This is a genomic window from Streptomyces sp. NPDC104309 (assembly GCF_055584025.1).
In genome coordinates this window covers 122,376-147,017 of record NZ_JBVJMV010000001.1, presented here as the reverse complement: position 1 = coordinate 147,017, position 24,642 = coordinate 122,376, and the positions used below count along the sequence as shown (strand labels likewise).

Genomic DNA, 24,642 nt, shown 5'->3' with positions numbered 1-24,642 from the left:
CCTGCTTTCTGTGGTCGGACAGTGCTCAGATCCCGCTCAGGAGAAGTCGGCGACGTTCTTCTCGGTGACGACCTTGACCGGCACCTTCACCGTGCTGTCGACCTTCTTGCCCTCGGCGGCCTTCACCGCGTTCTGCACGGCGATCTTGCCCAGTTCCCTCGGCTGCTGAGCCACGGAGGCGTACAGCGTGCCCGCCGCGACCGCCTTCAGGCCGTCCGGAGTTCCGTCGAATCCGACGACGGACACGGACGTTCCCGCCTTGCTGCCGAGTGCCTTGACCGCGCCGAGCGCCATCTCGTCGTTCTCGGCGAAGACACCGGTGACGTCGGGGTGGGACTGGAGCAGATTGGTCATGACGTCCAGGCCCTTGGTGCGGTCGAAGTCCGCGGGCTGCTCGGCCACGACCTTGATGCCGGGGTAGGCCTTGAGCCCTTCGGCGAAGCCCGCGCCGCGCTCTCGGCTGGCCGAGGTGCCCGCGGTGCCCTGCAGGATGACGATGTCGCCCTTGCCACCGAGCTTGTCGGCCAGCGCCTTCGCTGCGAGCTCGCCTCCCGCGACGTTGTCGGAGGCCACCAGCGTCGCGGTCCTGGCCTTGTTGACCCCTCGGTCGGCGGCGATCACCGGGATGTCCGCCTGGTTGGCGCTCCGCACGGCGGGGCCCGCCGCGTCGGAGTCCACCGGGTTGACGATGATGGACTTCACTCCGGAGCTCGTGAAGTTCTGCAGCTGGTTGGCCTGTTGCGACGCGTCGTTCTGCGCGTCGGTGACCGTGAGGTCGACCCCGTCCGTCTTCGCCTCCGCCTGCGCGCCCGCCTTCATCTGCACGAAGAACGGGTTGTTGAGCGTGGAGAGCGACATGCCCACCTTGGTGTTCCCGCCGGAGGAGCCGTGGTTGAAGTACGAAACCCCGCCCACGACGACGGCCGCACAGAGCGCGGCGATCCCGAACTTCATCGCTCCCGCTCCCTTGCGGCCGGATCCCGGCGAGCCGGGGGCGCCGGAGGGACCGGTCGCGGGGGCGGCCTTGGCCCCGGCCTTGCGGCGCAGCGTGTCCAGCAGCACCGCGAGGGCGATGACCACACCGATGACGACCTGCTGCCAGAAGGCGGAGACGGAGAGAAGGTTGAGTCCGTTGCGCAGCACGGCGAGGATGAGCGCGCCGATCAGGGTGCCGGACGCCTTGCCGACGCCGCCGGCCAGGCTGGCACCGCCGATGACGACCGCGGCGATCGCGTCGAGCTCGTACCCCTGCGCGGCCTGCGGCTGGGCGGAGGTCAGACGGGACGCGAGAACGATGCCCGCGACCGCGGCGAAGAGCCCGGACAGGGCGTAGATGGCCAGCTTCTGGCGCTTGACCCGCAGTCCGGAAAGGCGGGCCGCCTCCTCGTTGCCGCCGATCGCGTACATCGAGCGGCCGATGTAGGTACGGGCCAGGATCAGTGCCGTGACCAGGCCCATCGCGATCATCACGAGGACCGGGACGGGCAGCCAACCGCCGAGCGTGTCACCGAGGACGGAGACCGAGTCGGGGAAGGCGATCGGGCTGCCCTGGGAGATGACCAGGGACAGACCGCGCGCGATGGAGAGCATGGCCAGTGTCGCGATGAACGGCGGCAGTTTGCCGTACGAGACGAGGGCGCCGTTGACGAAGCCGCAGGCGATGCCCGTGGCGACGGCCAGGACGACCGCCAGCCAGACGGGCACGCCTTGTGAGGTCGCCGACCAGGCGAGCACGGTCGCGGAAAGCGCTGCAACCGAGCCCACGGACAGGTCGATGCCGGCCGAGACGATGACGAAGGTGACGCCGAACGCGAGGATCGCGGTCACAGCGGCCTGCACACCGACGTTCAGCAGGTTCTGGGTGGTCAGGAAGTCGCCGGAGAGCAGCGACATCGCCACCAGCAGGACGACCAGGGCGCTGAGGGCGCCGTTGTCGAGCAGAAGGCGGCGGATCGTACGTCCTGCGGCGCCACTCGCGCCCGAATCGCTCTTGAGCGTGTCAGTGGCCACGGGGGCTCTCCTCTTCGTTCACAGCCGGAGTTGTTGCGGGAGTCGTTGTGGGGGCGGCGCTGACGGCGAGCGCCATCACCGCGTCCTGGGTCGCCTCGTGCGCGGGGAGTTCCCCGGCGATGCGGCCCTGGGCCATGACCAGCACCCGGTCGCTCATGCCGAGGACTTCGGGCAGGTCGCTGGAGATCATCAGAACGGCGTGGCCGGAGGCCGTCAGCTCGTTGATGAGCTGGTAGATCTCGACCTTGGCGCCGACGTCGATGCCGCGCGTGGGTTCATCGAGGATCAGCACCCGGGTGTCGGCGAGCAGCCACTTGCCGATGACGACCTTCTGCTGGTTGCCGCCGGAGAGCGTGCGGACGTGCTGACCGAGGCCCGCCATCCGTACCCCGAGCTGTTCGGCGATCCGGGCGGCGGCCGTGCGCTGTCCCTTGAGGTCCACGAGCCCGGAGCGGGTCGCCGAGCGCAGGGTGACCAGGCCGAGGTTCTCCTGTACGGAGGCATCGAGCACCAGCCCCTGGGCCTTGCGGTCCTCCGGCACGAGACCGATCCCGGCGCCCATGGCCGCGGTCACGTCGTACTTGGCCAGCCGCCGGCCCCGTACGTCGACGGTGCCCGCGTCATAGGGATCCGCGCCGAACACGGCACGCGCGACCTCGGTACGTCCGGCGCCGACGAGACCGGCGAGGCCGACGACCTCACCCGCCCGCACGTCGAAGCTGACATCGTGGAAAACGCCGTTGCGGGTCAGCCCGCGTACGGCGAGCAGGGGGTCCCCCGCCTTCGGCCGCTCCCTCGGATACTGCTGCTCGATGCTGCGGCCGACCATGAGCTGTACGAGCTTCGGCTCGGGGGTCGAGGCGGGCACCTGGTCGATGCTGCGGCCGTCGCGCAGCACCGTGACCCGGTCGCCGAGCGCCGCGATCTCTTCGAGGTGGTGGGTGATGAAGATGATCCCCACGCCCTCCTCGCGCAGCTGCCGCACGATCCGGAAGAGCTTCTCGACCTCCTCGGATGTGAGTACCGCCGTCGGCTCGTCCATGATCAGCACGCGTGCGTCGAGGCTGAGCGCCTTGGCGATCTCCACCATCTGCAGCCGGGCGATGCCCAGTTCGCGCACCTTGGCCTTCGGCGAGACGTGCAGGCCGACACGGTGCAGGAGCACCTCGGCGTCCGCCTCCATGCGGCGCCGGTCGATCATCCCGAAGCGGCGCGGCTGCCGGCCGAGGAAGATGTTCTCGGCCACGGTGAGATCGGGTACCAGGTTGAACTCCTGGTAGATCGTGGCGATTCCGAGCCGTTCGGCATCCTGTGCGCCGTGGATGCGGACCTCGCGCCCCTGGGCGAAGATCCGGCCGCTGTCGGGGCGGTAGGCACCGGAGAGCATCTTGATGAGGGTGCTCTTGCCCGCTCCGTTCTCACCGAGCAGGACGTGCACTTCGCCGCCCCGCAGGTCGAAGTCGACGCTGTCGAGGGCGACCACGCCGGGAAAGGTCTTGCGTACGCCTTCGATGCGCAGCAACTCGTCCTGGGCGCTCACAGGCTGCTCCTCCGGTTCGAAGCGTGTTCGCCGCAGGAACTGCGTACGACGAGACGGGCGGGAAGGGTCACGGACTGCGGGGGCCGTCCCTCGATGAGGTCGACCAGCGCGCGTACGGCGGCGCGGCCGAGTTCGCCGGTCGGCTGGGCGATCGCCGTGATCGGAGGGGCGGTGTGCACGAACCACGGGATGTCGTCGAAGGCAGCCAGCCCGATGTCCTGCGGAACGCTCAGCCCATGAGCGCGGATCGCGTCCAGCGCGCCGAGTGCCATCAGATTGTCGGCGGCGAACACGACCTCGGGCCGTTCGGGAAGGGCCAGGAAGCGATCGGTGACGCGGCGTCCGCTGTCCGCCCGGAAGTCGCCCTGGCCGATGTAGGCGTCGGGCAGGGCGAGCCCGTGCTCGCGCAGCGCCTCGCGGAAGGCGTCGACCCGCTCGTTGCCCGTAGTGGTGGCCGCCGGACCCGCGATGATCGCGAGCCTGCGGTGACCGAGACGGTGCAGGTGGGCGACCAGCTCCCGGATGGCGTCGCGGCCGTCGGCCCGCACCACGGGAACGTCCACGCCCTGGATCCAGCGGTCCACGAAGACCATCGGTGTGCCGCTGTCGCCCGACCCCGGCATGAGCGGGGAGCTTCCGTCGGCCGGGGAGACGAGGAGTCCGTCGATCCTGCGGTCGAGGAGCGTCCGGACGTGATGTTCCTGCAGTTCGGGCCGTTCGTCGGCGTTCCCGATGATGACGCTGTAGCCGAGCGCGCGGGCCTCTTCCTCGACGAAGCGGGCCAGTTCGGTGAAGTACGGGTTGAGTACGTCACTGATGACCAGGCCGAGGGTGCGCGTCTGATCGGTGCGCAGCGACCGGGCCACGGCGTTGGGCCGGTATCCGAGGGCGTCGACAGCGGCGAGGACGCGTCGGCGCGCGTCGGGGCTGACGGAGGGATGGCTGTTGAGAACGCGGGAGACCGTGGCGACGGACACTCCCGCCTCGGCCGCGACATCCTTGATGCTCGCCATTTCCGGACCACCTCCTTGTGGTTTCCGTGAGCCTCGAATCCAGCGGCCCAGAGCCGTGGAATCGATTACAGCGATGATTGGAATCGATTACATGGCCGAAATCAAGACTTCACCGGGCGTCCGAGGCTGGATTGTGACCAAGGTGACACGCTTCACGCAGAGCCACCGCCACGGGCCGTCGAGCAAATGGGCCCCTCGCCGGAGCGGCCGGAGTGACCTGGGTCACCGAGCAGCGCCGACCGCCCCCTCGGCACCCGCGACGGGGCGCCGAACGTCCACCATCACGGGTACGCGGACGGAAAGACTCCCACCCTCCGGCATCTACCAAGGGGTAACTTCCGCTGATTGGATGTGTGTTGCCTGTCCCCCCGTCAGCAGAAACAGGAGACCCCGTGCCGCTCACCGCGCTCCGCCGCACCTCCGGCGTGACCCTGTCCGCCGCACTCGCCGCCACCGCCCCGCAGGCGTCGGCGGCCGATGTCCCGTCCCTGCGGGCGCTCACGTACAACACGTGCCTCATCGACAATGCAGGCTAAGTGTAGAAGCGCACGACACACGAGAGCCCCGTTCTTCCCCCGGGGGCGCGGGAAGAACGGGGGCTCAATGAGGCAGCGCCGCCGGGTGGGATGACGCTGCCACTCTTCCGTGTGCGTCGGCGCACACGGACCGCTACTACTTCGCCGACGGGTGCGGGCGCACCGTGGAGGCAGTAGCGGAGTCTTCTCCGTCACGGACGACGAAGGCAAAGCCGGTGACGATGCGGCGATACCCGCGGTGATTGCTCCGGCCGACGTGGCTCATGCACTCGATGTCGACCGCACGCACGTCCGTCGACGGCTTCGACGACCAGTTGCACGCGAGACATTCGCCCTCGTACGTCACGTCGGTGTCGGGATGCCGAATGATGGTGTGGGGCACGCTGCGAATCAGCGCACGGGTGCTCATCGGGTCGGCTTCTTCACGTGCGGGTGTCGCCCGATCTCGATGGCCAGGTCTGCGGCGTGCGACATGTCGTAAGCCGGGTTGCCCTTGTCCGTCGCCTGACGCCACTGGCTCTTCAGCGCCCGACAGACGGCGCATCCGGTTGTTGCTCTGGGCTCGTCCGGTAATCCGCTGTCGCTCAGGAACACCGGGCCCGACTGTGCACTATTGGTCTGCATCCCCGCACCTCCGCCATGGGCTTGTGTGCCCAGACGATTTCGCCTCACGAAACGACGTGACAGGGATGCAGCGGCATAGTTCCGCCACGCTAATTGGCGACGCCCAGGAACTCAGCAATGGAACGCAGGCCCGTCGGCCGGTTCGGTAGTGACCACAGGTCCGTGACGATGGCGACAGCCAACGTGTGGTGGCGCATCCACGTCGGAGCGACGCGACGCAGGGACTCCAGAGCTTTCACCGCCCCCTCGGCGTTTCCAACGTCCGTGTGCGCCCGCGCGACGTCGAGCAGCAGCCACGTGCGCCAGGAGGGGGGCGTGTCCTTCGACAGCCGCATCCCCCGCGCCAGTTGCAGCGCCTCTTCCGGGCGCTCATGTTGAACGGCCAGGCGGACGCGCTCGATGCGGACTGACGACTTACTGAAGACTGAGACGAGGCGGCCCTCTTCCGCGGCTGGCATCTTGGCCAGGCGCTCCGCAGCCTTCTCGGACGTCCTCATCATCTCGTCCGCACGATCGTAGTCACCGCTCCTGGCGTAACTTGTCGCAGCGGACATCAGCAGGCCACCCCACACCCTGACGCCCGACGTGTCGGTTGCGTGGCTGCGCTCCACTCCGTCGGCTGCGTAGATCGCAAGGTTGGTCGCGTCGTCCAAGCGGTTCTGACGCTGGTACGCCCATGCGACAGAGTTGGAGATCATCGGGGCGAGCAAGGGATCCGACGAGGCGTCTGCGGCGGCTATGGCCCGCTCCAGGCTGGACAGCGCCAGGTCGGTCTTCCCCATGCGGATTGCCAGATGTCCGCCAAGCTGAAGCGCCTTGCCGAGAGCGGCCTGCCCGGCTGCCCGCTCGTCGTCAGCGCCCACCGCTGCCGTCAAACGTGCGTCCGCGATGATGCCCGGCAGCAGCTCCATCAGCCGGCCGAACTCCGCTTCGTGGTACAGCGTCCAGGCGTCTGCGATTTCCGCGCGGACGACTGGCAGGGAGAGCGATGCGGTGTCGGCCGGCTCCGGAGGCGGCGCGAAGAGCGGCGGCATGATCGCGCGGCGAACTGCGACGAGTTGCGGCGGCTCTACCTCACCTGTGGACGGCACACCGGGTGGGTCACCCAGGAGCGTCGTCAGCTCTACGCCCAGCCCGCGGGCCAGAGCGTGAAGGGTGGGAAGCCGCGCGGAGTTTGTCCGCTTCTGCTCCAGCTTCCTGACCACGTCGACGGACAGGCCCGACTTCTCAGCCAAGCCTTCCTGCGTCTGCTTGGAGAGGCGCCGCAAGCGGCTCAGCTTGTCTCCCAGGTGCTCACTCACGCTACGACGGTACGCCGCGCATCGTCCGCCGGACCAGCAATCTAGACAGGCCACCCCAGCGCACGGACACGCCGACGCCAGGAACGGCCGTGCTCCTGTGTGCAGAAGCGCTTCACCCGTCCGCGGCCCGGAGTCTGTGCGACGTCAGCGCCGCACTGCGGGCAGTTGACGGGGGGTGGCCTTGGCGGGGTTCGTGAAGTCCATGGTGTGTCGTCCTCTCGATTTCATGGGGAGCCCCAGGAGGGCCTATGGCGAGCGCTCCTGGAGCAGACGGAAGAAGTGTGCGACGGCTCGCCACCGTGGCGGCAGCGAGCCGTTGAGCGTGCATCAGGGGTGTGCGTCGACGTCAGGTCCGTAGGCGGCTGCCGAAGGACTTGAGCGCTTCCTCGGGACTTCCGTGCAGGCCAATGTGTACGCCTCGTGGACCGAGCGTGAGGGCTTCGGCCGGCACTGGGACGACCACGATGTCGTCGTGGTCCAGTTGCACGGTTCGAAGCGGTGGCGTTTGTACGGGATGACCCGTGACGCGCCCACATTCCGGGACGTGGAGTCGCCGGAGGAGCCGGAGGGCGACCCGGTGGCGGACATCGTTCTCGCTCCCGGCGAAGTGCTCTACCTGCCGCGCGGCTGGTGGCACGCGGTCACCGCCGATCAGGGGACGGAATCCCTGCACCTGACGTTCGGCATGGTCCCGCACACAGGGGCCGATCTGATGCTCTGGGCCGTCGATCAGCTTCGGGTGTCCCTGGCCCTCCGCAGGGACATTCCGCGCTTCGGGTCTGCGGCGGAACGGTCCGACTTCATCGATGCCATGCGCCGTGAGGTGGCCGACATGATGGCGGACCCCCGCCTCGTGGAGCGGTGGGCGGAGTCCATCGACACAACGGACCTCGGCCACGCGATTCCGTCGCTGCCCTACGTGGACGGGCTCCCTGAACGGAGAGAGATCACAGTCAAGCTCACCACTCCGAGGGGTCGTCTGACAGCGAACCCCTCACAGGGCACGGTCACCCTCTCGGCGGCGGGTACCGCCTGGGACTTCGCCGAGTCCGCAGCGCCCGCGCTGGCCACGCTGCTGACCAACCAGCCGACCACGCTCGGTGAGATGGCCGACTCCGCCGGACTGGAGGTCAGAGACGTGGCCGAACTGGTCTCCGTCCTCATCGACGGTCATGCCGTCGCGGTCGTGGGGACCGCGCTGTGACCGCCGCGCTCTCCCTCGGGACATACCGCGTGCGTGCCGTCAGTCACGCGGCACGCACCGCCCTGGCTGCCGGTAGCCCCTGGGTGGACACGGCACCCCACTACGCCCACGGCCGGGCGCATGAGGAGCTGCGCCCGGTTCTCGGGGAGTTCCCGACCGTGCGCGTAGCCACGAAGGCGGGGTTCTTCACGGAGGAGCAAGCCCGCGCCGCCCTGGCTGAGGGCGTGGTCACCCGGGGAGAGGCGGCCCGTGGGCACAGCCTTGAACGGGGCTTCGTTCGCTGGCAGACGGAGCGCTCGTTGGTCGCGCTCGCCCGCGTGGACCTGGTCTTCGTGCATAACCCCGAGCACCACGGGCACGGCCTTGAACGTGGCGCTGTGCACCGGCGCGTGAGGGACGCCTTCACGGCGCTGGAAGAGTTCGCCCATGCGGGCAGGATCGGTGGGTACGGCGTCGCCACGTGGTCGGGCCTGCGCTCCGGAGCGTTCAGTGTTCCCGAGTTGCTGGGGCTCGCCCGGCAGGCGGCGGGTTCAGCCGAGCATCACTTCACGGGCCTGCAGATGCCCGTGAGCCTGGTCACGGATGACCCGATCACACAGTCCCTGAACGGCGGTGGGCCGCTGGTGCAGGCGAAGGACGCTGGTCTGATCACGTTCGGGTCCGCTCCCCTGCACGGCGGCGAACTCGCCGGGCTACACCATGGCCCGGTACGGGCACTCTCGTAAGGACGGAGCGCGCCGACTCGGCCTGTCGTCCCTGGTCTGACCTGGGGATTCGCTCGGCTGTTGGTCAGGTGGTTGGTCACGCCACAGCCTGAGAAAGCAAAAAACCCCTGATCAACAACAGGAGTCTTAGCTGGTGTCCGAGGGGGGACTTGAACCCCCACGCCCGATAAAGGGCACTAGCACCTCAAGCTAGCGCGTCTGCCATTCCGCCACCCGGACTAGGTGATCGGCCCCGGTCTCCCGCAGCGACAAAGAAAACAATACCAGGGGTTTGGGGCGCCTCTCACCTGCATATTCGGTGGTCACCGGGGGGAGGGCGGGCATACGAAAGGGGGCCGGCTCGGTGCGGGTACGGTCTGTCGCGGTTCACGCACGTGCGGTACGCGCGGCGGATCGCCGGGCGGCGTCCGGCTGTCGCGAAGGCCATCGGGCTAGCTTCGCCTGCATGAGTGATCGCGACTATCGGCGGCCCCGTGCGCTGTCCCCCTTGCGTGAGCATCTGCGCGATACGTTCTGGTTCGCTCCGACAGTGGGACTGGTGTGCGCCTTCGTGGTGTGGTGGGGCGCCTCGACGCTGGATACGGAGATCATTGCGCGGCTCCAGGACGAGCAGGCGTACGGCGAGGTCGGCGATCTGATCAAGTTCGCCGACGACGCCAGGACCATCGTCACCACCGTCAGCTCGGCGATGATGACGTTCATCGGTGTCGTCTTCAGCATCTCGCTGGTGGCCGTGCAGATGGCGAGCGGGCAGCTCACTCCGCGGGTGGTGCGGATCTTCTCCCGGAGCCGGATCAGCAAGCTCACTCTGACGGTGTTCCTGGCGACGTTCTCCTTCTCGTTGCTGGTTCTGACTTCGTACGAGAGTGAGACCGATCCGAAGCGGGTCACGTCCGTGCCGCTCGTACAGAGCACGCTGACGTTGGCCATGGTCGGCCTGAGTCTGTTCCTGTTCATCGCGTATGTGAGCGCCACGCTGCGGCTCATGCAGGTGGGGCCTGTCGTCGATCGCATCACCCGTGATTCCGTGCGGATGCTCCGGCACATGCCTGGTGGGGAGGGGGAGAGGGTCCCGCTCGCGGAGGAGAGTGCACGCGTCCTGTACGAGGGGCGGGCGGGGGTGCTTCGGGATGTGCATGTGGCGCGGGCGGTGCGGGCTGCTCAGCGGCAGGGGGTCGTCCTGCGGCTGCTCCCGCGGATCGGGGACTACGTGGTGCCGGGGACGCCGGTGCTGGCCGTGCATGGTGAGGGCGCACCGTCCCGGCGGGCCTTGCGGTACGCGCTCTCGGTGGGGGTCGAGCGCACGCTCCACCAGGACCTGGCGTTCGGGCTGCGTCAGCTGTCGGACATTGCGCTGCGGGCGCTGTCCCCGGCCATGAACGATCCGACGACCGCCGTGCAGTGCCTGGACCGGATCGTGCAGTTCCTGGCGGCGGTGGTGCGCCTGCCGCTCGGCGCGGTGCATCACCGGGACCGGGCGGGGGCGGTGCGGCTCGTACAGGAGGGGCCGGGGTGGTCGGACTTGGTGGATCTTGCGTTCGAGGAGATCCGGCGGTCGGCGACGGGGAGTCCGCAGGTGTCGCGGCGGATGCTGTCCGGGATCGACGACTTGCTGGTGCTGGCGCCGGAGGACCGGAAAGACGCACTGGTCAGGCACCGCAAGCTCCTGACGAGGACGGTGGAGCGGACGGTGCCTGACGTCACCGAGCGGGAGTTCGCGCTCGTCCCCGACCGTCAGGGGATCGGGTGAGGCACCGGGGTCGGTGGCGCGGTTCGGGGGCTGGTCAAGCACCGTACGCTCCTGGTGACCGCCGTGGAGCGTACGGTGCCTGACGTCACCTGGCGGGCATCTACGCCGTTCCCCGGTCGTCAGGAATTCGGGGTGGGGCGCGGACCGCTCCTCCCGTGCCGCCGATGGTCCTACTTGCGCAGCGCCGCCAAGTTGTCGTAACCGGTCCGCGCATGGTTCAGGGACTGCGCGGGGACGGTCGAGCTCGGTGCGTTGTCCTGCTCGACCATCGGGTTGTGGTAGTTCTTCGCCCCGACGCGGCGGAAGAACGTCCGGTAGTCGATGACCCCCGTACCGAAGGGGACCATGTCGTAGCCCTGGCCGCTGGTTGTGTTGACGATGCCGTCCTTGGCGTGGAACAGCGGGTAGCGCTTGGTGTTGCAGCCGACCAGTGCCGCCGGGTCGAAGATGTTCTCCTGCTGCGATCCGTCGTGCGCGGTGTAGGTGTGGAACTTGTACTGAGCGACGTGCGCCCAGAAGATGTCCATCTCCAGCCATACGGACTTGGGGTCGGTGAGCTGAAGGAAGTACTCCAGCTTGCGGATGCCGGAGCTGCGGGTGGGGCGGCCCTGTGCGTCCAGCGGACCGCCGTCGAGCAGGAAGCCGTAGGCCGCGTCGTGGTTGTGGGTGTACAGCTTGATGCCCGCACCCCGAGCGATCCGTCCCAGCGTGTTCCACTTGTCGGCGGCCACGTCCCAGTCGGCGCGGTAGGCGCTGCCGGTGGGGTCGCCGCCGGTGCCCATGTGTTCCATGCCGAGGATGTTCGCTATCTCGAGGTGGCGTTTGAACTGGTCCAGGTCGCTCTGGTTCAGCGGCCAGGACGACGGGATGAAGCCGTGGTTGCCCTGGGCGCGCAGACCGTAGTCGTCCAGCCACGAGCGCAGCAGCTTCGCTCCTTCCACCGATTCGAGGTTGCTTCCGCCGGGTGCGTTGGCGTGCTGGCCGTACCCGGCGAACTCGACCTGCTGGTAGCCATAGCGGGCCAGCTCCCTGAAGACCTCACGGAAGCCCGAGGGAAGGTCGGTGCTGAGCGGGTCCCGGCCCGTGGCGTCGCGCACGGTGTACAGGATGATTCCTCGCTTGTCCGCCGGGACCAGAGCCTGGCCGACGCCCTGCCCCTTGCTGGAAGCCGTCTGGGCGAGGGCCGGCGACGCGCCGAAGGCGGGCGCGGCGATCGCCGCTGCCGCAGCGGCCGTGCAGGTGCTCAGAAAGCGGCGGCGGCTGACGCCGAGGCTGCGGCGCAGTGCGCCGTCCGTTCCGGATTCGTCGTTGTACGCGGTCACGGTCTCTCTCTTTCTCGAAGATGCTCGAAACGCTGTGCCCGCACCGATCTCATGCGAGGCCGGCCAGCGTGAGGAGCAAGGACTTCACTTCGGTGGCCCGGACGGGGCCGGTGAAAGCGTGGGGGGTGGAGCACAGGATGAGCGGACCTTCTTCGTCGCTCGCGGGGAGGCGGCCGTGGCTGCCTCGAACAGGTGAGGGGTCCAGCGGTACGACCGCCATGCGGTAGCGCATGCCGAGCTTCTTGCGGGCGACGGCCGTGGCCGCCTTGACCCGGACGTACGGGTCCTGGGGGTCCAGGAAGAGTTCGACGGGGTCGTAACCGGGTTTGCGGTGGATCTCGACCAGCTGCGCGAAGTCGGGCGCGCGGGCGTCGTCGAGCCAGTAGTAGTACGTGAACCAGGCATCCGGGTCCGCGACGGCGACCAGTTCGCCGGAGCGCGGGTGGTCGAGGCCGTGGGCCTTCTTGCCCTCGTCGTCGAGGAGCTGCTCGATCCCGGGGAGGTCCTGGAGGGCTTCGCGCGTCACTTCGAGGTCCTCGGGACGGCGTACGTAGACGTGGGCGAGCTGGTGGTCGGCGACGGCGAAGGCACGGGAGGCCATCGGGTCGAGGTACTCCATGCCGTCCTGGGTGTGGACTTCCAGGAGGCCGGCGCGGCGCAGGGCCCGGTTGATGTCGACGGGCCGGTCGACGCGGGTGATGCCGTACTCGGAGAGGGCGACGACGGTGCGGCCTTCGCGGCGCGCGTCGTCCAGGAGAGGTGCCACGGCCCGGTCGAGATCGGCCGCGGCCCGGCGCGAGCGGGGGTCGTCGGGGCCGTAGCGTTGCAGGTCGTAGTCGAGGTGCGGGAGGTAGCACAGGGCCAGGTCGGGGTGGCGGGTGTCGAGGATGTGCCGGGTCGCGTCGATGATCCACTGGGAGGAGACGAGGTCGGCGCCGGGGCCCCAGAAGTGGAAGAGGGGGAAGGTGCCGAGTTTCGCGGTGAGTTCGTCGTGCAGGGCGGGCGGCCGGGTGTAGCAGTCGGGTTCCTTGCGGCCGTCGGCGTAGTACACGGGACGGGGGGTGACGGTGATGTCGGTGTCGGCGCCCATCGCGTACCACCAGCAGATGTTGGCGACGGTGTAGCCGGGGTGGGCACGGCGGGCGGCGTCCCAGAGTTTGTCACCGGCGACCAGACCGTTGTGCTGGCGCCAGAGCAGCACGTCGCCGAGCTCGCGGAAGTACCAGCCGTTGGCGACGATCCCGTGCTCGGCGGGGGTGGTGCCGGTGAGGAAGGTGGACTGGGCGGCGCAGGTGACGGCGGGAAGCACGGTGCCGAGGGGGGCGCGGGTGCCGGACCGGCCGAGGGCCTTGAGGTGCGGCATGTGGTCGAGGAGCTGCGGGGTGAGGCCGACGACGTCGAGAACGAGGAGGGGGGTGGGTGTCGTGTGCTGCCCGGTTCGGATCACGGGAGCTCCTTGAGACCGAGGTCGACCAGGAGGTCGCGGGCGAGGGTGAGTTCGGCGGCGATGCCGTCGGCGAGCTGAGGGCGGGTGCGGGGGCGCAGTTCGGCGGGCAGCGCCTGCCAGGTGTACGTCTCGACCTCCAGGTGCCTGGTGAGGGGCCGAGCGCCGCCGACCAGTCGGGTCAGCGTGGACCGGAGCACGGGAAGGGTGGAGGTGAGCGGCGGTGCGGGGGGTGCGTGCAGGGGGACGTGGAAGTGGGCGCGCCACGGGGCTCCGTCGGGCAGGGTCCGACCGGTGACCGCCTCGTCGAGGTCGTCGGTGCCGCGCAGTCCGGCGGCGGTGCTGGTGCGGGTCTGGTGGAGGAAGCGGGGCTCGGCGAAGGCGGCGAGCGCGGCGCGTACCTCGGGGAGGTGGGGGTGTTCGGCGTGCAGCGCGGCGGAGAGCTGTGCCTTGACGACCGGGACGCCGGCGGAACCGAGCGCGTCGACGGCGGTGTCGGGGTCCTCGAAGGAGGTCGCGAGGTGGCAGGTGTCGATGCAGATGCCGATGCGGCGGTGTCCGACGGCGGTGAGCGGGGCGACGGCGTCGGCGGTGGTCTCGACCGTGCAGCCGGGCTCGGGTTCGAGGCCGATGCGGATGGACTTGCCGGTGAGTTCGGCCAGCGCGTCGAGGCGTTCCGCGAGGGTGGTGAGCGCGGTGTGTGCGAGAGCGGCGGCCTCGGCATCGGAGTCGAACGGGGTGCGCCAGGCGATCGGAAGGGTGGAGATGGTGCCTTCGGTGACGTCGTCGGGGAGCAGCCCGGCCAGGAGACGGGCGAGGTCGGTGGTGTGGGCGAGCCGCTCCGGGTCCGTCCAGTCCGGCTTGTACACCCGGTACTTGACCTCGTCGGCGCCGAAGCCCTCGTACGGGAAGCCGTTGAGGGTGACGACTTCCAGGCCGCGGAGGTCCAGTTCGGTGCGCAGGGAGCGCAGCCGGGACGGGTCGTTGATCAGGCTGCGGGCGGCGTCCCCGGCGAGCCACAGGCCGATGCCGAGCCGGTCGCGGCCGAGGCGTTTGCGGACCGGTTCGCAGTGGTCGCGCAGTTGGGTGCGGACCCCGTCGAGTGTCTCCGCCGGGTGGACGTTGGTGCAGTACGAGAGGTGGACGGTGGAGCCGTCGGGGTGACGGAAGCGCATGGCCTCACTCCCCGCCGCGCAGGATGGAGTTGCCCTCGTGGAGCGGTTCCGGCGCGGCGATGTCGAGCTGGAGCCGGCCGCTCTGCCCGTAGAAGGCGACGGGGTTGCGCCAGAGCACCTGGTCGACGTCGTCCTCGTCGAACCCGGCGGCGAGCATCGCGTCGCCCACCTTGCGGGTCTTGACCGGGTCGCTCCTGCCCCAGTCGGCGGCCGAGTTGACCAGGACCTTCTCGGTGCCGTGGGTCCTGAGGACCGCGATCATGCGGTCCACGTCCATCTTGGTGTCGGGGTAGATGGAGAAGCCGGCCCAGCAGCCGCTGTCGATGGCGTCCTTCACGGTCGTCTCGTTGAGGTGATCGAGCAGGACCCGCTCCGGTGGGAGGTGGGATTCACGGATCACGTCGAGGGTGCGGTGCAGACCGGCGAGCTTGTCGCGGTGCGGGGTGTGCACGAGCGCCGGCAGGCCGTGGTCGGCGGCGAGCTGGAGCTGGGCGGCCAGGGCGATGTCCTCGGCGGGGGTCATGGAGTCGTAGCCGATCTCACCGACGGCGACGACGGAGTCCTTGACGAGATAGCGCGGCAGGGCGTCCAGGACGGGGGTGCAGCGGGGATCGTTCGCCTCCTTGGGGTTGAGGGCGAGCGTGCAGTGGTGGGCGATGCCGTACTGGGCGGCGCGGAAGGGCTCCCAGCCGAGCAGGGCGTCGAAGTAGTCGAAGAAGCTGGCGGGCGAGGTGCGGGGCTGGCCGAGCCAGAAGGAAGGTTCCACGAGGGCGCGGACGCCCGCGTCGAACATCGCCTGATAGTCGTCCGTGGTGCGGGAGGTCATGTGGATGTGGGGGTCGAAGATGCGCATCAGGACTCCTCCGTGGGGCCGGCAGGGCCGGGGGTGGTGAGGTCGAGAACGCGGGTGAGACCGACGGGGACGGCGCGGTTCGCCGCAATGCGTTCGGCCGCGAAGTCGCCCAGCATGCGGGCGAGTTCGGCGTCGCCGCGGGAGCGTCGTGCCAGTTGGTCCACGGCGTCGACGGGGACGCCGGTGAAGAGGCACTTGAGAATGGCGTGGCGCCAGTTGTGCGCGTCGAGATGGGCGGCGGCGTACGGTCCGACGGCCGCGGCGACGAGCCGGGTGTCATTGGTGCGCAGGGCGTCCTCGACGAGCGGAAGGGCGGTGGGGCCGAGGTCCAGCCGGTGCAGGGCGAGCAGGACGGCGCGTCGTTCGGCGGCGGTGCCCTGCTCGTAGATCCTGGTGAGAGCGGGCAGCGCAGCGCGGGCCGCGATGAGCAGCAGGACGCGTACGGAGTCGGCGTGTTCGGCTCCGCAGTAGCGGCCGACGGCGGCGTACCGCAGTTCCCACGGCGGTACGGCGTACGGGCCTCCGGGCTGTTCGGTGTCCTCGTGGGCTGCGGTGTGCTCGGCCTCCGCGAAGGCCTCGTCGAGCCAGGCGCGCGCGGCTCCGCCGAGCTGTGCGTCGAGTTCTTCGCGGGTCAGCAGCGGGGCGGTCGTCGGGGTCATCGGCATGGCGTTTCTCCCTTCGGCGGTTTCAGCGGCTCGACGGGCTGTGCTTGCGGAGGAACTCGATCGAGGTGCGGGCGAGTTCGGGGCCGGCGTGGGAGTGCCGGGGCAGTTCGACGACGGCGAGGCCGCGGTAGCCGGTGTCCGAGAGGGTGTCGAGGGCTTCGAGTACGGGCGGGAAGTCGATCTCGCCGTCGCCGAACGGGAGGTGTTCATGGACGCCCCGGCGCATGTCCTCGATCTGGACGTGGCGCAGCCAGGGGGCTGCGTCGCGGACGCAGTCGACGGGCGCGGCGGGTTCCAGGCACTGGCAGTGGCCGATGTCGAGGGTGAGTCCGAGAGGCGGTGGATCGCCGCTGAGGACGCGCAGGTGGTGGAAGTCGGCGAGGGTGGCGAGGAGGTGTCCGGGTTCGGGTTCGATCGCCAGAGGGATGCCGGAGCGGTCGGCGACGTCCAGAACGGGCGCGAGGGAGTCGGTGAGCCGCTGCCACGCGGTGTCGGGGGTGGTGTCCGGTGGGGTGATGCCGCTGAAGCAGTGCACGGCGTGGGCACCGAGGTCGGCGGCGATGCCGACGGCGCGGACGAGCAGCCGGGTACGGGCGGCGCGGGCCTCCGGGTCCGGGTCGAGGAGGGACGGGCCGTGTTTGCGGCGGGGGTCGAGGACGTAGCGGGCGCCGGTTTCGACGGTGACGCCCAGGCCCAGTTCCCGGAGCCTGGAGGCCACATGGCGGGTGCGGGCGGCGAGATCCGGGGCGAGGGGGTCGAGGTGCATGTGGTCGAGGGTCAGGCCGACCCCGTCGTACCCGAGATCGGCGAGGAGTCCGAGGGCGTCGTCCAGGCGGAGGTCGGTGAGCCCGTTGGTGCCGTAGCCGAAGCGGATCGTCATGTGAGGCTCACCTTCCGGGCGAGGGTGCGGGCGAGTGGGACCAGTCCCATGAGGGCGAGCCCTGTTCCGGCTGCTCCGGCGCGGGCGGCCAGAGCGGCCTGGAGCGGGATCATCGCCCGGATGCCGCCGCCGACGGCGCGTTGGGTGAGCGGTGGGGACGGGTTGAGGGCGGCGTGGAGGAGGGGCCCGGCGGCGGTGCGGAAGTAGGCGCCGGTGAGCGCGGTGAGAAGGAGGCGCGGGGTGGTGGTGACGCCGGGCGTCGGCGACGGGTCCGACCGGTGCGCCGCTCCCTTTCCACCGCTCGTCGCGTCCCGGATCGCGGCCCCGGCACCGCGCCGTCCACGTCGCTCGCGCAGGGCCGCGGCTCCGAGTGCGGCCGTGGCCGCGAGTGCGGCCAGGGGTGCGGTGGTGGATCCGCCCTGTGCCTCGTGGCGGGAGACGGCGGTGACGGCGTACGTGTGGGCTCCGAGCAGGCCGGCCGCCGGGAGCGCGCCGAGAACGGAACCACGCGCGGCGCCACCCGCGGCGGAGGCCCGACCGGAGCCCCGGGCCGGAACCACGGCCGCACCCGAACACGATCCGGAGCCGGAACGCGAACCCGAACGCGAACCCGAATACAAACCCGAACGCGAGTCCGGACCCGGGACCGGACCCGGGACCGGACCCGAAGCCCGGACCGGGAGCGGACCAACGGGCGAAACCGAACCCGAGGCCGAAAGCGATTCCCGCCCCGAATCCCGCCCCCGTCCCGAACCCGCGCGCGAGTCCCGGTCCGGGCCCGGCCCCGCCGCCCTCGCCGCCGCGCCGGTGGCGGTGGCGCCGAGCAGCAGGTCCAGGGCTCGCGCCGCCGCCATCGCCGCCGGTCCCGCCGGGGTGTGCTTGAGGCGGAGGTCGTATGCCCAGACCGTCGCCGCCAGTCCCGCGGCGACCGCGAGGGCGGGGCGGCCCGCACGGGCGGCGAGGCCCAGGCCCGCGGCCGTCAGCGCGCCCGCCGCCGCGAGGGCCGCGCCGGGAGCGATCCGTCCCGAGGGGATCGGTCGGTGCGGGCGGTCGACGGCGTCCTCGTCGCGGTCGGCCCAGTCGTTGAGCGCCATGCCCGCCTCGTACAGGCAGAGCGAGGCGCCGACGGCGAGCGCGGTGCCGCGGTCGGGGCGCAGGCCCGTCGCCGCCGCCCCGGCCAGCGCGTCCCCGGGGACGGTGAACAGCGCCGACACCCGCAGCAGTTCCGCCCAGGCCCGTACCGTCACTTCTCCCCCCGCAGCGTCTCGGCGAAGGCGAGCAGCGCCGTGTACTGCTCGAAGAGTGCGGCCGGCCCACCGTCCGGGTCCTTGAAGTAGAAGCCGAGCTGGGGCAGGGGGCCGGCCAGCCCCTTCTCGTGGGCTCGGGCGACCAGTCTGGCCAGGTCCAGGACCAGCGGTGCGGCCAGTGCGGAGTCGCAGCCCTGCCAGGTCGTCTGGAGCACCATGCGTGCCCCGAGGAATCCGTCGAACGCGATGTGGTCCCAGGCCGTCTTCCAGTCGCCGAGCGCCGGCACGTCGTCGATGTGGACCTCGCCCTCGGGCGCGGTTCCCAGCGTGTCGGCGAGGACACGTTCCTTGCCCGCGTTCTTGGCCGCGGCCGCGCCCGGGTCGGCCAGTGCCGCTCCGTCACCTCCGCCCAGGAGGTTGGTGCCGGACCAGGCCCGTACGGGCAGGGCCCGTTGCACGAACATCGGGGCGAGCACGGAGCGCAGCAGTGTCTGGCCGGTCTTGCCGTCGCGGCCCGCGTGAGGAAGTCCGCAGTCCGCGACGGTGTCCTGGAGGGCGGGCGTGCGCAGCCCGGTGGAGGGGGTGAAGTTGATGTACGGACAGCCGGCCCGGAGCGCCGCCGCGGCGTACAGCGAACTGGCGGGCAGCCGCCGGTCGCCGGGGGCCGGGGCGGGTTCCGTGGAGGCGACATTGACCACGACCGTCCTGGCCAGGCCGTGACGCTGTCCGAAGTCGGCGAGGTCGGCGGCGAAGGCGGTGATGAGCGCCTCGTCGCCGCGGGTGTCGCCGGGCAGCGGTCCGCCGGGCCGGATCTCGGCGTCGGCTGCGTCGAGTTCGGAGCGTACGGCCGCGGGAAGGCCGTACGGCAGGACTCCCCCGGCGGCCAGCGCCTCGGCACGTTTGGGCAGCGGACAGCCGACGGTGTCGTGTCCGCCGAAGACCAGTGAGGTGAGGGCGGGCAGTCCACTGGCCGCGAACGGCGGGGTCTCGGTGACCATGCCTGCCGCCGGGTGGAGCCCCGCCGCGACCGCCGCGCACCCCGCCGTGGCGGTGGTGGCGACGGAGCCGCGTGCTCCGATGAACCAGACTCCGGTGCGAACGGCGGATGCTGTCACTGGCTGCCTCCCTGGCTGGGGATCCTGGCTGGGCAGAGCGGGTGGCGCTGTGCGACGGGGGAACGGGATCGACGAGGAGGGTTGGTCTCGCGTGGTGACGGCGGGCGGGGAGGACGGACCTTCCCCGCCCGCCGTCGGCCGGGTGCACCTCCCTACGCGGAGGGCAGCTCCTTCAACTGGATGTTGCGGAAGGACACATGGTCATCGGCACCGTGGTTCTGCAGGCCGATGTATCCGTTCTTCAGGCTCCGCACCGGATCGGTGTTGGTGAAGTCGTTGATCTTCACTCCGTTGAGGAAGACCTGGAGACGTTCGCCCTGGACCTTGATCTCGTAGCTGTTCCACTGGCCGGGCGGGCGCAGGACCCGGTCGCGGGCCTTGATGTCCGCCGCCTTGAAGGTGTAGATCGAGCCCGTGGTGCGGTCGGGCGCGTCGGTGGCGTCGATCTGGACCTCGTAGCCGTTGTTCACCGCGGACCAGGGGTCGTCGGACTCCGGGAAGCCGACGAAGACACCGGAGTTGTCGTCGCCCTGCAACTTCCAGTCGAGCTTGAGCGAGTACGAACCGAGTTCCTTGGCCTGGTAGGTGAGCAGGCCCATGCCGCCCTGGGACCGCAGCTCACCGTCGACGATGTCGAACTTCCCGGGGCCGGCCTGCTTCCAGCCTTCGAGCGTCTTGCCGTTGAAGATCGACCGGTAGCCGGTGTCGGGCTTGCAGTCGGCCTTCACCTGGCCGGCCGCGTACCGCATGCCACCGAGCAGGAGTTGGCGGAAGGCCGGTTCGGCGTACGACTCCTTGGTGTGGCCGAGCCCGGTGTAGAAGGAGCGGCCGCCCTGGTAGCTCTGGCACCAGGTGATCGGGTGATCACCCTTCATGGTGCCGCCGGTGTAGGTCGTCTCGTCGAGTGTGGCGAGGACCTTGGCCTGACCGCGCGGGTTGGTGCGGTAGTTGTACCACTCGTCGGTGCGGTTCCACTCGTCGTCGAGGTGGGCGGTCGCCGGGTGCTTGTGGTCCTCGACGCGGACGGTGGCGGGCTGGATCGCGGGGTGGGAGGAGAAGTACGCGCCGACGAGTCCGCCGTAGAACGGCCAGTCGTACTCGGTGTCCGCCGCCGCGTGGACGCCCATGTAGCCGCCGCCGGTGGCCACGTAGTTCTCGAACGCCTTCTGCTGGTCGGCGTCGAGCACGTCACCGGTCGTCGACAGGAAGACGACGGCGTCGTACCGCGCCAGGTTGGCGGTCGTGAACTGGCGGCCCTCCTCCGTCGCGTCGACGGTGATGTCGCTGCCCTTGCCGAGTTCCTTCAGCGCGGCGACGCCGTCGGGGATCGCGTCGTGGCGGAAGCCGGCCGTCTTCGAGAAGACCAGGACCCGCTTGGCGGTCTTGCCGGCGGTGCTGTGGGTGAGCTCGAAGTCGTCGACGTCGTACAGCGCTCCGCCGCCTCCCTTGAAGACGAGGAAGAGCTCGGTGGCCTTCTTGGGCACGTTCCGCAACGGCACGTCGACGTTCTGGAAGTTCTCCCAGCCGCCGGTCACCGGCACCGGGGTCGAGCCCAGGAGCGTACCGGTCACCGAGCCTGCCCGGACTTCCAGGAAGCCTCCGCTGCCACCGGACGCGATGCGGGCGGTGAGCTTGTTGGAGTCGCCGAGGATGTACGGCTTGAAGGAGATCCAGTCGTCGTTGTGGATGTCGCCGACGGTCTTGCCGCCGTTGGCGGTCGCCTTGTCGTAGACCTTGATCCCTGACGAGGCGCTGAAGTGCTCGGCCTGGCGGTGCCGCGGCTGGAGCTGGGCCTGGTCGTGACCGGACAGGGACGCCTGGCCGCCGCCTCCACCGTCCGTGTAGGAGGCGTCGATGACCCCGAAGATGTTGGCGTTCGGGTCGTGGCCGCCGTCGACGGCGGTCTTGATGGTGCCGGAGCACCCGTTGACGGTGGTGATGGGGTGGCCGTGGCTGTCGTGGCCGAGGACGAAGCGGACCTCGACCTTGGAGCAGTCGATCGTGCCGTCCTCGGGATCGGTGACGGTCACCTTGAACGGGATGTCGTCGCCGAAGCTGAACAGCTGCCCGTCACCGGGGAACTTCAGCTCCACCTTCGGCGCGGTGTTGCCGACTGTGACATGGACACTCGCCGAGGCGGTCCGGCCGGTCGGGTCCTTGGCGGTGACGGTCGCCGTGTAGGTGCCGTTCTTCTTGTACGTGTACGTGGGGTTGGCGGCCGTCGAGGTGCCGCCGTCACCGAAGTTCCAGGCATACGTCAGGGAATCGCCGTCGGGGTCGACGGTGCCCTCCGAGGAGAATTTCACCTTCAGCGGTGCCGTGCCGGAGGTCTTGTCGGACGATGCCACCGCGTTGGGAGAGCGCCCGCCGGTGGCGTTCTCGATGCGGTAGAGGGCGGAGTTCTCGTCGCCGCCGAACCAGCTGGTGCCGTAGTCGAGCACGTACAGCGCCCCGTCGGGCCCGAAGGCCATGTCCATCACCTGGGTCCCGGTCCACGGGACGGGGTTGATGGACTGGACGGTGCCGTCGGCGTCGTGCTTGATGGCCTTGATCCAGCGTCGGCCGAACTCTCCGGCGAAGAACTGCCCGTCGTAGGACTCGGGGAACTTCACGGGCGAGTCGAGGCCCGCGTCGTAGTGGTAGACGGGTCCGCCCATCGGCGACTCGGATCCGGTGCCGAATTCGGGCACGGATCCGCCGTCGTAGGGAATCCAGGCGGGCTGGGCGGGCGGAAGGTCGACGAGACCGGTGTTGTGCGGGGAGGTGTTCTTCGGGGCGGCGCAGTCGAAGGACGCGCCGGACGTCTTCGTCGCGAAGTCGTAGTCGACGTAGGCGTCGTTGTTCCCGGTGCAGAACGGCCAGCCGAAGTTGCCCGGCTCGGTCACCCTGGCGAACTCGACCTGGCCTGCCGGGCCTCGCTTGGGATCGGCCGCGCCCGCGTCGGGCCCGTAGTCGCCGACGTAGAGGATGCCGGTGGCCTTGTCGACGGAGAAGCGGAACGGGTTGCGCAGGCCCATCGCGTAGATCTCGGGGCGGGTCTTGTCCGTGCCGGGTGCGAAGAGGTTCCCGTCGGGGATGGTGTACGAGCCGTCGTCGGCGACCTTGATCCGGAGGATCTTGCCGCGCAGGTCGTTGGTGTTGCCCGCGCTGCGCCGGGCGTCGAACGCCGGGTTGCGGTCGGGGCGCTGGTCGATTGGGGTGTAGCCGTCGGAGGCGAACGGGTTGGTGTCGTCACCGGTCGACAGATACAGGTTGCCCTGGGCGTCGAAGTCGATGTCGCCGCCGACGTGGCAGCACATGCCGCGCGAGGTCGGGATGTCGAGGATCTTCTTCTCGCTGGCGTTGTCGAGTGTGCCGTCGTCCTTCAGGACGAAGCGCGACAGGCGGTTCACCCCGTCGAACTTGGCGAAGTCGGCGGCCGTGCCGTTCTCGGGGGCGTCTCCGGAGGGGGTGTCCAGCGGGGGCGCGTAGTAGAGGTAGACGGCCCGGTTCTTGCTGAAGTCGGGGTCGATGGCGACGCCCTGGAGCCCCTCCTCGTCGTGCGAGTAGACGGGGACGGACCCCACCACCCGGGTGTTTCCGCCGCTGTCGGTGAGACGCAGCTCGCCGGTGCGCGAGGTGTGCAGCACGCTGCGGTCGGGGAGGACGGCGAGGGTCATGGGCTCGCCGGTCTCGGCCGCGCCCTTGGCGAGCGTGACCTGCTGGAAGTCCTCCGCCGCCGCGTCGGCGGCGGCCGGCGAGGACGGTCCCGTCGCGGCCGCTCCGGGCGCGGCGCCCAGGGCGAGGGTGGCCGCCGCGAGCAGGCCGCCGGTGAGCAGCGCGAGGGATTTGCGGGCGCGGAGCCGCGTTCTGTTCCTGCTTCTGGCTCTTGTTCTGTGCACGAGTGTCCTCCGGAGAGTGCCGGTTGTACGGGCGGGTGCTGCCGTGCCGTTCTGCGCGGGGACTGCCGCGCAGGTCATCCGGGGCCGATGGGGCGCCTGCGACCCAGGTCATGTCATGTACACGTCGTGGACGGTAGACCTGTTCGTCCGGGACGGAAAGCCCTTGTGCAACGGTCATGTCGAACTTTTTCCTGCATCAGGACAAAGCGGGGTGAGGGCAGGGCTGAGCGCGGGACGGCCGCGAGCTCCCGCTCCCGGCCCACCCTTCCCGAACCGGCGTTCAGCCAGTCCGGACGCCTCCGACGAGGGAGGAGCCCGGCCCGGGGGCGGCGCCCCGGGCACAACCGTCAGTCCCCACCCCCGAACGCCGCGTCGAACGACGCCGACGGCGGCTCGAAGTCGTACCGCTTCAGCGTGGCAAGCGCTTCCGGCGCGCCCGCCAGCCGGTCCATCCCCGCGTCCTCCCACTCGACGGACACCGGACCCTCGTACCCGATGGACCGGAGCATCCGGAAGACGTCCTCCCAGGGCACGTCGCCGTGTCCGGCGGAGACGAAGTCCCAGCCGCGCCTCGGGTCGCCCCACGGCAGGTGGGAACCGAGACGACCGTTCCGGCCGTCGAGGCGCCTGCGGGCCTCCTTGCAGTCCACGTGGTAGATCCGGTCCCGGAAGTCGTACAGGAAGTTGACCGGGTCGAGGTCCTGCCAGACGAAGTGGCTGGGATCGAAGTTCAGCCCGAACGCCGCCCGGTGGCCGACCGCCTCCAGGGCACGGTGCGTGGTCCAGTAGTCGTACGCGATCTCGCTCGGGTGAACCTCGTGGGCGAACCGCACGCCCTCCGCGTCGAAGACGTCCAGGATCGGGTTCCAGCGCTCGGCGAAGTCCTCGTAGCCCCGCTCGATCATGTGCGGCGGGACCGGCGGGAACATCGCGACCAGGTGCCAGATCGAGGAGCCGGTGAAGCCGATGACCGTACGCACCCCGAAGGCGGCTGCCGCTCGGGCGGTGTTCTTGATCTCCTCGGCCGCCCGGCGGCGCACCCCTTCGGGGTCGCCGTCGCCCCAGATCCGCGCGGGCAGGATCCCCTGGTGCCGCTCGTCGATCGGGTTGTCGCAGACGGCCTGGCCGACGAGGTGGTTGGAGATCGCCCAGCACTTCAGTCCGTACGTGTCGAGCAGCTGCCGCCGCCCGTCCAGATAGCCGGGGTCGGACAGCGCCTTGTCGACCTCGAAGTGGTCGCCCCAGCAGGCGAGTTCGAGCCCGTCGTAGCCGAAGTCCCGGGCGAGCCGGCAGACCTCCTCCAGCGGCAGGTCGGCCCACTGACCGGTGAAGAGTGTGAAGGGACGGGGCATGCGCG

General features: G+C 70.0%; 19 protein-coding genes, 1 tRNA gene and 1 pseudogene. 4 read left to right on the top strand and 17 right to left on the bottom strand.

Features of this window, described 5'->3' with window-relative positions; all coding sequences use genetic code 11:
- Positions 1–36: 36 nt before the first annotated feature.
- Genes ACZ68L_RS00655 through ACZ68L_RS00645 form a run of 3 tightly spaced genes read right to left on the bottom strand, consistent with a single transcriptional unit; the run spans position 37 to position 4,563 of the window.
- Positions 37–2,010, bottom strand: coding sequence for an ABC transporter permease/substrate-binding protein (locus ACZ68L_RS00655; protein WP_469572989.1), 1,974 nt, complete (start codon positions 2,008–2,010; stop codon positions 37–39).
- Positions 2,000–3,550: a sugar ABC transporter ATP-binding protein gene (locus ACZ68L_RS00650; RefSeq protein WP_469572988.1), complete on the bottom strand. Its 1,551-nt coding sequence runs from the start codon at positions 3,548–3,550 to the stop codon at positions 2,000–2,002. Before ACZ68L_RS00650 ends, ACZ68L_RS00655 begins: the two co-directional genes overlap by 11 nt.
- Positions 3,547–4,563 (bottom strand): LacI family DNA-binding transcriptional regulator, encoded by a 1,017-nt coding sequence (locus ACZ68L_RS00645; protein WP_469572987.1) that lies wholly within the window; start codon positions 4,561–4,563, stop codon positions 3,547–3,549. Before ACZ68L_RS00645 ends, ACZ68L_RS00650 begins: the two co-directional genes overlap by 4 nt.
- 392 nt (positions 4,564–4,955) lie before the next feature.
- On the opposite strand from ACZ68L_RS00645, the gene ACZ68L_RS00640 reads away from it, so the two are divergent.
- Positions 4,956–5,099 carry a hypothetical protein gene (locus ACZ68L_RS00640; RefSeq protein ID WP_469572986.1) on the top strand — a complete coding sequence of 48 codons (144 nt, stop codon included), beginning with the start codon at positions 4,956–4,958 and terminating at the stop codon, positions 5,097–5,099.
- Between the two features lie 136 nt (positions 5,100–5,235).
- On the opposite strand, the gene ACZ68L_RS00635 is transcribed toward ACZ68L_RS00640, so the two are convergent.
- The 3 genes from ACZ68L_RS00635 to ACZ68L_RS00625 all read right to left on the bottom strand — a co-directional run bounded on the left by ACZ68L_RS00635 (position 5,236) and on the right by ACZ68L_RS00625 (position 7,024).
- Positions 5,236–5,508 (bottom strand): DUF7848 domain-containing protein, encoded by a 273-nt coding sequence (locus ACZ68L_RS00635; RefSeq protein WP_469572984.1) that lies wholly within the window; start codon positions 5,506–5,508, stop codon positions 5,236–5,238.
- Entirely contained in the window at positions 5,505–5,723 is a 219-nt protein-coding gene (locus ACZ68L_RS00630) for a hypothetical protein (protein WP_469572982.1), read from the bottom strand. Before ACZ68L_RS00630 ends, ACZ68L_RS00635 begins: the two co-directional genes overlap by 4 nt.
- Before the next feature lie 89 nt (positions 5,724–5,812).
- On the bottom strand, positions 5,813–7,024 hold the full coding sequence (locus ACZ68L_RS00625) for a helix-turn-helix domain-containing protein (RefSeq protein WP_469572980.1): 1,212 nt from the start codon (positions 7,022–7,024) through the stop codon (positions 5,813–5,815).
- A 358-nt stretch (positions 7,025–7,382) separates the two neighbouring features.
- On the opposite strand from ACZ68L_RS00625, the pseudogene ACZ68L_RS00620 reads away from it, so the two are divergent.
- Positions 7,383–8,228: pseudogene (locus ACZ68L_RS00620) on the top strand (cupin domain-containing protein); the annotation flags it as partial.
- A 29-nt stretch (positions 8,229–8,257) separates the two neighbouring features.
- Complete coding sequence (locus ACZ68L_RS00615; RefSeq protein ID WP_469572977.1) at positions 8,258–8,953, top strand: aldo/keto reductase; 696 nt, start codon at positions 8,258–8,260, stop codon at positions 8,951–8,953.
- A 131-nt stretch (positions 8,954–9,084) separates the two neighbouring features.
- On the opposite strand, the gene ACZ68L_RS00610 is transcribed toward ACZ68L_RS00615, so the two are convergent.
- A tRNA-Leu gene (locus ACZ68L_RS00610) sits at positions 9,085–9,172 on the bottom strand.
- Positions 9,173–9,398: 226 nt separating this feature from the next.
- On the opposite strand from ACZ68L_RS00610, the gene ACZ68L_RS00605 reads away from it, so the two are divergent.
- Complete coding sequence (locus ACZ68L_RS00605; protein ID WP_469572975.1) at positions 9,399–10,703, top strand: DUF2254 domain-containing protein; 1,305 nt, start codon at positions 9,399–9,401, stop codon at positions 10,701–10,703.
- A gap of 170 nt (positions 10,704–10,873) precedes the next feature.
- On the opposite strand, the gene ACZ68L_RS00600 is transcribed toward ACZ68L_RS00605, so the two are convergent.
- The 10 genes from ACZ68L_RS00600 to ACZ68L_RS00555 all read right to left on the bottom strand — a co-directional run bounded on the left by ACZ68L_RS00600 (position 10,874) and on the right by ACZ68L_RS00555 (position 24,637).
- Positions 10,874–12,025, bottom strand: a complete 1,152-nt coding sequence (locus ACZ68L_RS00600; RefSeq protein WP_469572973.1) for a sugar phosphate isomerase/epimerase family protein — start codon at positions 12,023–12,025, stop codon at positions 10,874–10,876.
- Positions 12,026–12,074: 49 nt separating this feature from the next.
- Positions 12,075–13,472, bottom strand: a complete 1,398-nt coding sequence (locus ACZ68L_RS00595; RefSeq protein ID WP_469572972.1) for a nucleotide pyrophosphatase/phosphodiesterase family protein — start codon at positions 13,470–13,472, stop codon at positions 12,075–12,077.
- Positions 13,469–14,644, bottom strand: a complete 1,176-nt coding sequence (eboE, locus tag ACZ68L_RS00590; RefSeq protein ID WP_469572971.1) for a metabolite traffic protein EboE — start codon at positions 14,642–14,644, stop codon at positions 13,469–13,471. The genes ACZ68L_RS00595 and eboE overlap by 4 nt, the downstream gene beginning before the upstream one ends.
- A gap of 4 nt (positions 14,645–14,648) precedes the next feature.
- Entirely contained in the window at positions 14,649–15,497 is an 849-nt protein-coding gene (locus ACZ68L_RS00585) for a TatD family hydrolase (RefSeq protein ID WP_469572968.1), read from the bottom strand.
- Positions 15,497–16,162, bottom strand: a complete 666-nt coding sequence (locus tag ACZ68L_RS00580; protein WP_469572966.1) for an EboA domain-containing protein — start codon at positions 16,160–16,162, stop codon at positions 15,497–15,499. The genes ACZ68L_RS00585 and ACZ68L_RS00580 overlap by 1 nt, the downstream gene beginning before the upstream one ends.
- A gap of 22 nt (positions 16,163–16,184) precedes the next feature.
- Entirely contained in the window at positions 16,185–17,042 is an 858-nt protein-coding gene (locus ACZ68L_RS00575) for a sugar phosphate isomerase/epimerase family protein (RefSeq protein WP_469572964.1), read from the bottom strand.
- The gene (locus ACZ68L_RS00570; protein ID WP_469572963.1) at positions 17,039–18,289 is read right to left on the bottom strand and encodes a UbiA family prenyltransferase; all 1,251 of its coding nucleotides are present in this window, start codon (positions 18,287–18,289) and stop codon (positions 17,039–17,041) included. Before ACZ68L_RS00570 ends, ACZ68L_RS00575 begins: the two co-directional genes overlap by 4 nt.
- Complete coding sequence (locus ACZ68L_RS00565; protein WP_469572961.1) at positions 18,286–19,404, bottom strand: inositol-3-phosphate synthase; 1,119 nt, start codon at positions 19,402–19,404, stop codon at positions 18,286–18,288. The genes ACZ68L_RS00570 and ACZ68L_RS00565 overlap by 4 nt, the downstream gene beginning before the upstream one ends.
- 152 nt (positions 19,405–19,556) lie before the next feature.
- Positions 19,557–23,285, bottom strand: coding sequence for a ThuA domain-containing protein (locus tag ACZ68L_RS00560; protein ID WP_469572959.1), 3,729 nt, complete (start codon positions 23,283–23,285; stop codon positions 19,557–19,559).
- Positions 23,286–23,632: 347 nt separating this feature from the next.
- Complete coding sequence (locus ACZ68L_RS00555) at positions 23,633–24,637, bottom strand: sugar phosphate isomerase/epimerase family protein (protein WP_469572957.1); 1,005 nt, start codon at positions 24,635–24,637, stop codon at positions 23,633–23,635.
- Between the last annotated feature and the right edge of the window lie 5 nt (positions 24,638–24,642).

Excerpts from the sequence above, each read along its gene's own strand:
- ACZ68L_RS00645 (WP_469572987.1), bottom strand. The coding sequence starts at position 4,563 with ATGGCGAGCATCAAGGATGTCGCGGCCGAGGCGGGAGTGTCCGTCGCC.
- ACZ68L_RS00635 (WP_469572984.1), bottom strand. The coding sequence starts at position 5,508 with ATGAGCACCCGTGCGCTGATTCGCAGCGTGCCCCACACCATCATTCGG.
- ACZ68L_RS00630 (WP_469572982.1), bottom strand. The coding sequence starts at position 5,723 with ATGCAGACCAATAGTGCACAGTCGGGCCCGGTGTTCCTGAGCGACAGC.
- ACZ68L_RS00605 (WP_469572975.1), top strand. The coding sequence starts at position 9,399 with ATGAGTGATCGCGACTATCGGCGGCCCCGTGCGCTGTCCCCCTTGCGT.
- eboE (WP_469572971.1), bottom strand. The coding sequence starts at position 14,644 with ATGCGCTTCCGTCACCCCGACGGCTCCACCGTCCACCTCTCGTACTGC.
- ACZ68L_RS00585 (WP_469572968.1), bottom strand. The coding sequence starts at position 15,497 with ATGCGCATCTTCGACCCCCACATCCACATGACCTCCCGCACCACGGAC.
- ACZ68L_RS00580 (WP_469572966.1), bottom strand. The coding sequence starts at position 16,162 with ATGCCGATGACCCCGACGACCGCCCCGCTGCTGACCCGCGAAGAACTC.
- ACZ68L_RS00575 (WP_469572964.1), bottom strand. The coding sequence starts at position 17,042 with ATGACGATCCGCTTCGGCTACGGCACCAACGGGCTCACCGACCTCCGC.
- ACZ68L_RS00555 (WP_469572957.1), bottom strand. The coding sequence starts at position 24,637 with ATGCCCCGTCCCTTCACACTCTTCACCGGTCAGTGGGCCGACCTGCCG.